Here is a 7,739-nt window from a genome sequence, read left to right on the forward strand (position 1 = left end):
GGGTGTTCGACACCGGCGTCGGCCGGCTGCTCACCTGGGACGCCGACCCGACCGCCGGCGTCTCGCTGCTGGACGGCGTCACCGGCCGCCGGCTCTGGACCGTCGCGAACGGCGGCCCCTCCTGGTCCCGCGTCGACCTGCGGCACGTCTACCTCCCGGACGGGCCGGCCGGCGTGCGGGCGCTGCGGCTGGAGGACGGCACGCCGCACTGGTCGGTGCTGCCCGGCCCCGGCGAGGAGTGGCGCGCGCTGCCGCCGGTGAGCGACGACTTCCGGGTGTACGTGCTGCGCGACGACGGGCTGGTCACCGCCCACGCGGCGGACACCGGCGAGCAGGTCTGGCGGTTCCAGCTGCCGTTCCGGCTGGACCGGCGCTGCCGCCCGCTGCTGACCAGCACGAGCCTGGTGGTGCCGGGCCCGGCCCACGCGGGCGTCAGCTTCATCGAGACGACGTCCGGGCTTCCCTTCAACGCGTTCGCCGACTCCGGCCCGGGGATCGACGTCTGGTCGGTGTCCAGCGACGGTACCCGGCTGTTCGCGGGCCACGACAGCGTCCTCTACTGTCTGGGCGCGCTCCCCGTGCCCTGAATGTCCGGGGCGTTCGACGACGAGCGCCGGCCGCCCAGGGCCTCCCCGTCCCCGACCGCAGGATGACGCCGTGCCGATTCGCCCGATCTCGCCCGAACGTCTCGTCGAGCTGCTCGCCGACCGGATCGCCGCGCTGCCCGGCGCCGGCGAGCGCCGGCTGCGGGTCGCCGTGGACGGTGCCGCGGCGGCCCGGCCCGGGGTGCTCGCGGACGCCCTGGTGGAGCCGTTGCGGCTGCGCGGCCTCCCGACGCTGCGGGTCCCGGCGGCCGGGTTCCTGCGTCCGGCCTCGGTGCGGCTGGAGTACGGCCGGCACGACGCGGACGCCTTCCACGACCTCTGGCTCGACGACGGCGCGCTGCTGCGCGAGGTGCTGGACCCGCTGGAGCCGGGCGGCACCGGCCGGGTGCTTCCCTCGCTGCGGGACCCGGTGACCGACCGCGCCACCCGCGCGCCCTACACCGGGCTGGCGCCCGCCGGGGTGCTGCTGCTGGACGGCGCGCTGCTGCTCGGGCGGTGGCTGCCACTGGAGCTGACGGTGCACCTGGCGCTCTCCCCGGCCGCGCTGGAGCGGCGGACCGCGCCGGAGGAGCGGTGGACGCTGCCCGCGTTCGCCCGCTACGAGGCCGAGACCGCACCGGCGGAGGCGGCCGACCTCACCGTCCGCCTCGACGACCCGCGCCACCCGGCCCTGGTCGAACGCCCCTGACCGCCGGGGCGGGGCCGCGCTGGCAGGACGGGCACCAGTACGCCGGCCGCTCCCGCGTCACCGGGCCGTGGTCCGCCGTCAGCACGGTGGTGCCGCAGCGCGCGCAGGGCCGCCCGGCCCGGCCGTAGACCCACTGCTGGTGGCCGCGCCGGGTGTCGCCGGTGGTGATGTGGCCGGAGCGCAGCCGGTTGGCGTCGAGGACCTGGTGGGCGCGGGCCACCAGACGGTCCGGGCTGTTCAGTTCACCGACCGGGGTCCACGGGGTGACACCGGCCAGGTAGCAGAGCTCGTTGGCGTACACGTTGCCGATCCCGGCCAGGTTGCGCTGGTCGAGCAGGGCCTCGCCGACCGGCCGGCCGGGGTGGGCGAGCAGGCGGCGGACGGCCTCGGCCGGGTCCCAGTCGGGCCCGAGCAGGTCCGGTCCGAGGTGGCCGACGGCGCGCTGCTCGTCGCCGGTGCGCAGCAGTTCGACGACCGGCAGCCGGTAGCCGACGGCGGTGCCCTGCTCGGTGCCGAGGACGGCGCGGATCTGGTGGAGCGGCGCACCGGTCCACCGCTCGCCGGGGCGGAAGACCACCCAGCGGCCGTCCATCCGCAGGTGGGTGTGCAGGGTGAGGCCGCCTTCGAGGCGGGTGAGCAGGTGCTTTCCGCGCGGGACGACCTCCAGCACCCGGCGTCCGGTGAGGTCGGCGGTGGCGTGCGCGGGCACCCGCAGCTCGCCGGTGGTCAGCACCTGCCCGGCGAGGGCGGCGTGCAGGCGGGCCGCCGCGCGGTAGACGGAGTCACCTTCTGGCATGTCTCCATCCTCTCTCCGCGCGACGGCCCGCCGCAGCCGAGCGGCCGGTTACTCCACGTCGCCGCCGCTCGCCCGGCCGGCGGCCTCGTCGTCGGCCAGGCCGTGGCGGATCACGACCACCGGGCAGGGGGCGTGCTCGGTGAGGTGGCGGCTGACCGAGCCGAGCAGGGCGCCGGTGAAGCCGCCGAGGCCGCGGCTGCCGACCACGACCAGCGCGGCGCCGTGGGCCGCGTCCAGCAGCGCCTGGGCGGCGTTGCCGGGGACCACCGACTCGGTGATCCGTACGTCGGGCCGAGCGCCGACGGTCTTGGCGACGGTGTCGGAGAGGGTCTTGCCGGCCAGTTCCTCGGGGTTGAACTCGGGGGCGGGCACGCTCGCCCCGGCCCAGCCGTAGAACGCCGGGTACTCCCAGGCGGCGATGGCGTGGACGCTGCCGTTGGTCAGCCGGGCGTAGTCGACCGCCCAGCGCAGCGCCTTCTCCGAGGCGGGCGAGCCGTCCACACCGACGACGATCCTGGGGTTCGCGCTGTTGACCATGCCGCTGCTCCTTGCTCGACGTGCTCCTTGCCCTCCAAACTTAGATCAACAGGGGCATGTGTCCGGCAATTGCCGCGCCGATTGGTTCGTACACCTTTGAAATCGGTGCCGGCGGATGCGCGGCGCCGTCGCCACGCACCCGCCGGGGTTCCGGGCTTCCGCGCGGGGCCCGTCAGGCCCGGTAGGCGGCCCAGGAGTTGGACATCCGGGCGACCTGACCGGCGGTGAACTGCGTCATGCAGGAGTCGTAGGTGTAGTCCATGAAGTTGTGGATCGGGTCGACCCCGGGGGCGGTGCAGGTGTCCCGGCCGGCCGGGCACTGGTAGGCGGCGCTCCCCTCGGCCGGGGTGTCGGCGACGTAGTCGCCCTGGCCTCCGCAGCCGCCCTGGAAGGTGTGGTAGAGCCCGAGCCAGTGGCCGACCTCGTGGGTGGCGGTGTCGCCCTCGTTGTAGTTGGCGGCCGTGCCGCCGGGGAAGGAGGAGTCGAGCAGGACCACGCCGTCGTTGGTCGGGTTGGACCGGTAGGAGCTCGGGAAGGTCGCCCAGCCGAGCAGCGACTGGCCGAGCTTGGCGCTGTAGAGGTTGAGGGCGCTGGCACCGCCCTTGCGCAGCGCGGTCTTCATGGACCGCTCGGCGGTGGAGCCCGGGGTGACGTTGTTGTACCAGGTGGCGTTGTCGGTGTAGTCGGTGGCGACCAGCTGGTAGCGGAACTGGCTCGCGGTGTTGCCCGTGCCCAGGCCGCTGTAGGCGGCGTTGAGGACGTCGATCTGCCGGGCGATGGTGGTGGCCGACAGCTTGCCGGTGGTACCGGAGTGCACGACGTGCATGTACACCGGGATGGTCGTGGTGGCGGCGAGCGTGCCGGGCGCCAGCAGGGTGCCGCCCTGCGGGGAGTTCGCCAGCTGGGAGAGCCGGGACTGGAAGTCCGCGTCCATCGCCTTGGCCTGGCTTTCGGTGACGGCGTTGGGCTCCGCCGTGCCGGGGCTGCCGGCGGGCTTGCGGGCCGCGGCGTCCTGGGAGCCGTCGGCGGCACAGGCGGCGGACGGGGCCTGGGCGGGCGCTCCGGCGGCGGTCAGCGCGGTGGGCGCCACGAACTGGGTGAGGCCGAGCGCGGCGACGACGGCCGCCGCGCCGAGGAATCGGGTGGTGGCACGCGAGGGGACACGGGCGGAACGACGCATCTGCGCTCCTGTGGGGTGGTGGGGGACAGCGGCTGAGGGGGACCGCCGAGCCACAGGCTACGCAGGGCCGCGTGTACGCGTCAGATATGTTCCGGCCTGGAACTTCTGACGACAAATCGGACAAAATCCGGAAGTTTGAGCGGCCGGATCTCGCCGCACATGGAGGATTTCCCGTCGCGCGCCTGCGCACAGTACCGGCCCCGGCCTGTCCGAAACGTGACACCCCGTCTGCCCCGCGCAGTGGTGCGGCGGCCGGCAGATCGGGACGAACGGGATGAACCGGGCGCCCGAACCGCCTCGCCGAGACTACGACGCCACGAAGACGATCTCCCGCAGGGCACGCGCACCGGCCCGGTCGAGTACCACGGCCGACGCACATCCGGCGGGCGGGCACCCGGTCCCGGCCAACCGCCGGCGCAGCCGCCGGGCGGCGTCCCGGTGCCGGGCGAAGGCGTAGGCGGAGACGGCCTGCCCACGGGCGCGCTGGCCGTCGCGGGCCTCCTCGGCGCTCACGTCCAGCAGCACCAGGTGGACCCGGCGCCCCTGTCGCTCGGCCATCCGGACCAGCCACTGCCGCACGTACGGCACCGCCCCGCAGTCGTGCACGGTGAGCGGCCCGCCGCCCAGCACCGCGCGCCGCAGCCGCCGGTAGTGCGCGATCCGCACCAGCGGGCGGTACACCGCGTACGGCAGCCAGGACGGCAGCCGGGCCGCGTACTCCTCGCGGACCAGCTGGGAGTCGACCAGCGGGGCGCGCACGCAGCGGCGCATCAGGGTGCTCTTGCCGCTGCCCGGCAGCCCGGAGACCACCAGCAGGTCGCCCGCCGGGTAGTGCAGCGCGGCCGGCCGGGTCTGCCGCAGGTCCCGCAGGCCGTGCGGGCGCAGCACACCGGCGGACGGCTCCGCCGCGGCCTCCGGGCAGCCGGCCCGCACCGGAGCCGTCCGGTCGAGCACCGTCCTGGAGACCTTTACGTCCGCCATCGAATCCCCCTGCCTCCCCGCCGGCCCGGGCTCTCCCGGACCCCGCCTCCCAAAGGTCCTTCCCCTTCAAGAGAGAGTAAAGACTAATGGTCAGACCGGGTCCGGGCCGAGCCCTTTACCGCCCCGGGTACGTCACAGAAGCGCACCGGGACCGTTACGACGGACCGGGAGCGGAGCCGCTCAGCCCAGCTGCGGGGCGATCCGGGCGGCGATCAGTTCCAGGTGGTCGAGGTCGTCCAGGTCCAGGACCTGCAGGTAGATCCGCTGGGAGCCGACGGCGGCGTAGCGGCCGATCCTCTCCACCACCTCGTCCGGGGTGCCGGCCAGGCCGTTGGCCTTCAGCTCGTCGACCTCGCGGCCGATCACGGCGGCCCGGCGGGCCACCTCGGCGTCGTCCCGGCCGACGCAGACCACCAGGGCGTTGGAGTAGACCAGGTCGTCGGCCGCGCGGCCGGCCTTCTCGACGGCCTCGCGGACCCGGCCGAACTGGGCGGCGGTGTCGTCGACCGGGACGAACGGCAGGTTGAACTCGTCCGCGAAGCGGGCGGCCAGCGCCGGGGTGCGGGTCGGGCCGGTGCCGCCGACCAGGACCGGGATCTTCGCCTGGGCCGGCTTGGGCAGCGCCGGCGACTCGCTCAGCCGGTAGTACGTCCCCTCGAAGTCGAAGGTCTCGCCCAGCGCGGTGCCCCAGAGCCCGGTGACGATCTCCAGCTGCTCCTCCAGCCGCCCGAACCGCTCCTTCGGGAAGGGGATGCCGTAGGCGGTGTGCTCCTCCTCGTACCAGCCCGCGCCGAGGCCGAACTCCACCCGGCCGCCGCTCATCGCGTCGACCTGGGCGACCTGGATGGCGAGCACCCCGGGCAGCCGGAAGGTGGCGGCGGTCATCAGGGTGCCCAGGCGGATGGTGCTGGTCTCGCGGGCGAGGCCGGCCAGCGTGATCCAGGCGTCCGTGGGGCCGGGCAGGCCGCTGACGCCGCCCATCTTGAGGTAGTGGTCGGAACGGAAGAAGGCGCTGAAGACCCCGAGCTCCTCGGCGGTCCGGGCCACCCGGAGGAGGGTGTCGTAGCTCGCGCCCTGCTGGGGTTCGGTGAAGATGCGAAGATCCATACCGGCCATTCTGGTACGGAGCGCCCCGTGATCACCGGCGGATCGGCCGAACCGGTCCGGACCGCCGGCGTGGCCAAGGTCTCAGCCCGGAACCGCCCCGGGCGGCCGGAGCCGCTTCCCCGCTCGCCTACGGTGGACGGATGTTCGCCACGCCCGACGAGTCGGACCGGGGTCTCCCCGACGGCTCCCCCGACCCGCGCAGCCGGCCGGCCGGCTGTCCGCTGCCCGGGATCGTCGCCGCCTTCACGCCCCGGCTCGCCGAGTTCGCCTTCGAGCCCGGCTTCACCGCCGCGGTCGACCAGCACGCCGCCGAGCTGCGCGAGCTGCTCCACGACCAGGGGCCGGAGCTGGCGCCCCGGCCCCTGGACCGTGAGGAGTTGTCCGACTACGCGCTGGGCTTCCTCGACGCGCTCGCCGAGATCGGCTGGCGCGAACCCGTCGGGTACGACTACGCCGTGCACCGGCTGACCGCGATCTGCTGGCTCGTCCGGCAGGACGGCCTGCTCGCGGCCTGAGCGGCGTCGTACGGCCTTCGTGCCGCCGCCGTACGGCGCGGCGCCGGACGGATCAGCCCGGCTGCTCGCCCGGCCGGCCGGGGTCGATGCCCGGGACGGGAGGCTGCGCGGCCGGGGTGGCCGGCCGGGCCGGCTGGTTGGACAGCGCGTCCGAGCGTCCCGCCTGGTAGGCGCTGCCGCGCAGCTTGGCGGTCTCCTGCTCGGCACTGGCCAGCCAGCGCTCCCAGCGCTGGCGCATCGGAATGATCAGACCGCCGCCGACGCCGACGATCAGGATGCCGGCGATCGAGGCCAGCACCGCGACCAGCACCGGTCCGGTGATCGCGGTGGCGATCCCGGCCTGCCCGAGGGCCGCGACCACACCCAGCAGGACGATGAACGCCCAGGCGATGGTCGCCACCGTCCGCCCGTACGCCGCACCGGACAGCGCGTTGCGCACGATGTCGCGCACGGCGTTGGCGATGGCCATCGCGACCACCACGATGACGACGGCGACGATGCCCTTCGGCAGCCAGGCGACGATGCCATTGATCATCACACTGATCGGGTTCGGTCCGAAGACGCCGAACGCCAGCTGGAGGGCCATCAGCAGGATCGCGTAGTAGACGATCTTGCAGACGATCCCGGTCAGGTCGTACTTGGAACCCTCCAGGTGCCGGGCGATCCCGGACCGCTCGGCCACCCGCTCGGAGCCGACCCGGCGCAGCACGCGGTCGAGCAACCGGGCGATGGCCTTGGCGACGAACCAACCGATGACCAGGATCGCCAGGAAGGCGATGAACTGGGGAATGAACTTGGCGACCTTCGACCAGGCCTCGGTGAAGCCGGAGCCGAAGTCGACGGACAGGGCGAGTTGCTGGGCCACGGGAGTCCTCCACTCGGCGAAACCGCGCCGGGGACGGCGCGCGGACCCCCCTGCCTTCGTGGATAGCAGGGGCTCCGGGAGCCCGCACGCCCCGGCGGCCCGCACTGGCCTCCCCGGGTGAACCCGCTCCCGCCACCGGGGCATCCCCGCCGCGCCCGCCCAGCACGTACAGTGGCGGTCCAGGCGGACGGCGGGCGGGGAACGGAGCGACGTGAGCGACAACCGTACGGGCGGCGGCGGCCACCGGGCACTGGCCTGGCACGGGTCGCCCGAGCGGCCGGGCGCCGCGGTGCTGCTCCTGCACGGCGGCCAGGAGCACGGCCTGTCCCGGCCCGGCCCGCTCAACCTGCCGGGCCTGCGGATGGCCGGCTTCGTGCACGCGCTGCGCCGCGAGACGGCGGGCGCGGGCGTCGCGGTCGGCAGCGTCCGCTACCGCCACCGGGGCTGGAACGGCGAGCGGGCCGA

9 protein-coding genes and 1 pseudogene are annotated in these 7,739 nt (G+C 74.5%); 4 read left to right on the forward strand and 6 right to left on the reverse strand.

Features of this window, described 5'->3' with window-relative positions; genetic code table 11:
• Positions 1-587, forward strand: a 587-nt coding sequence (locus tag ABD308_RS28560) for an outer membrane protein assembly factor BamB family protein (RefSeq protein ID WP_344340537.1), incomplete at its 5' end; no start/stop codon positions are given.
• Positions 588-657: 70 nt separating this feature from the next.
• Positions 658-1,293 (forward strand): nucleoside/nucleotide kinase family protein, encoded by a 636-nt coding sequence (locus ABD308_RS28565; protein WP_344340539.1) that lies wholly within the window; start codon positions 658-660, stop codon positions 1,291-1,293.
• Here ABD308_RS28565 and ABD308_RS28570 read toward each other — a convergent pair.
• The 5 genes from ABD308_RS28570 to ABD308_RS28590 form a co-directional block, all read right to left on the reverse strand.
• Positions 1,241-2,089: a DNA-formamidopyrimidine glycosylase family protein gene (locus ABD308_RS28570; protein WP_344340542.1), complete on the reverse strand. Its 849-nt coding sequence runs from the start codon at positions 2,087-2,089 to the stop codon at positions 1,241-1,243. The two genes, ABD308_RS28565 and ABD308_RS28570, sit on opposite strands and share 53 nt — an antisense overlap.
• 48 nt (positions 2,090-2,137) lie before the next feature.
• On the reverse strand, positions 2,138-2,626 hold the full coding sequence (locus ABD308_RS28575; protein WP_344340545.1) for a universal stress protein: 489 nt from the start codon (positions 2,624-2,626) through the stop codon (positions 2,138-2,140).
• Between the two features lie 172 nt (positions 2,627-2,798).
• On the reverse strand, positions 2,799-3,806 hold the full coding sequence (locus ABD308_RS28580) for a zinc metalloprotease (protein ID WP_344340548.1): 1,008 nt from the start codon (positions 3,804-3,806) through the stop codon (positions 2,799-2,801).
• Positions 3,807-4,112: 306 nt separating this feature from the next.
• Positions 4,113-4,787, reverse strand: coding sequence for an AAA family ATPase (locus ABD308_RS28585; protein ID WP_344340551.1), 675 nt, complete (start codon positions 4,785-4,787; stop codon positions 4,113-4,115).
• A 180-nt stretch (positions 4,788-4,967) separates the two neighbouring features.
• Positions 4,968-5,894, reverse strand: a complete 927-nt coding sequence (locus ABD308_RS28590) for an LLM class F420-dependent oxidoreductase (RefSeq protein ID WP_344340554.1) — start codon at positions 5,892-5,894, stop codon at positions 4,968-4,970.
• A gap of 140 nt (positions 5,895-6,034) precedes the next feature.
• On the opposite strand from ABD308_RS28590, the gene ABD308_RS28595 reads away from it, so the two are divergent.
• Positions 6,035-6,409, forward strand: a complete 375-nt coding sequence (locus ABD308_RS28595) for a DUF6401 family natural product biosynthesis protein (protein WP_344340557.1) — start codon at positions 6,035-6,037, stop codon at positions 6,407-6,409.
• A 52-nt stretch (positions 6,410-6,461) separates the two neighbouring features.
• Here the strand turns inward: ABD308_RS28595 and ABD308_RS28600 are convergent, their stop codons facing one another.
• Entirely contained in the window at positions 6,462-7,274 is an 813-nt protein-coding gene (locus tag ABD308_RS28600; protein WP_344340559.1) for a mechanosensitive ion channel family protein, read from the reverse strand.
• Between the two features lie 211 nt (positions 7,275-7,485).
• Between ABD308_RS28600 and ABD308_RS28605 the strand changes: the two are divergent.
• Positions 7,486-7,739, forward strand: a pseudogene (locus ABD308_RS28605) (alpha/beta hydrolase); the annotation flags it as partial.

This window comes from Kitasatospora putterlickiae (genome assembly GCF_039527695.1).
Lineage (GTDB): Bacteria > Actinomycetota > Actinomycetes > Streptomycetales > Streptomycetaceae > Kitasatospora > Kitasatospora putterlickiae.

Bases quoted from the DNA above. Each gene is read 5' to 3' on its own strand.
- ABD308_RS28570 (WP_344340542.1), bottom strand. From the start codon at position 2,089: ATGCCAGAAGGTGACTCCGTCTACCGCGCGGCGGCCCGCCTGCACGCC.
- ABD308_RS28575 (WP_344340545.1), bottom strand. From the start codon at position 2,626: ATGGTCAACAGCGCGAACCCCAGGATCGTCGTCGGTGTGGACGGCTCG.
- ABD308_RS28580 (WP_344340548.1), bottom strand. From the start codon at position 3,806: ATGCGTCGTTCCGCCCGTGTCCCCTCGCGTGCCACCACCCGATTCCTC.
- ABD308_RS28585 (WP_344340551.1), bottom strand. From the start codon at position 4,787: ATGGCGGACGTAAAGGTCTCCAGGACGGTGCTCGACCGGACGGCTCCG.
- ABD308_RS28590 (WP_344340554.1), bottom strand. From the start codon at position 5,894: ATGGATCTTCGCATCTTCACCGAACCCCAGCAGGGCGCGAGCTACGAC.
- ABD308_RS28595 (WP_344340557.1), top strand. From the start codon at position 6,035: ATGTTCGCCACGCCCGACGAGTCGGACCGGGGTCTCCCCGACGGCTCC.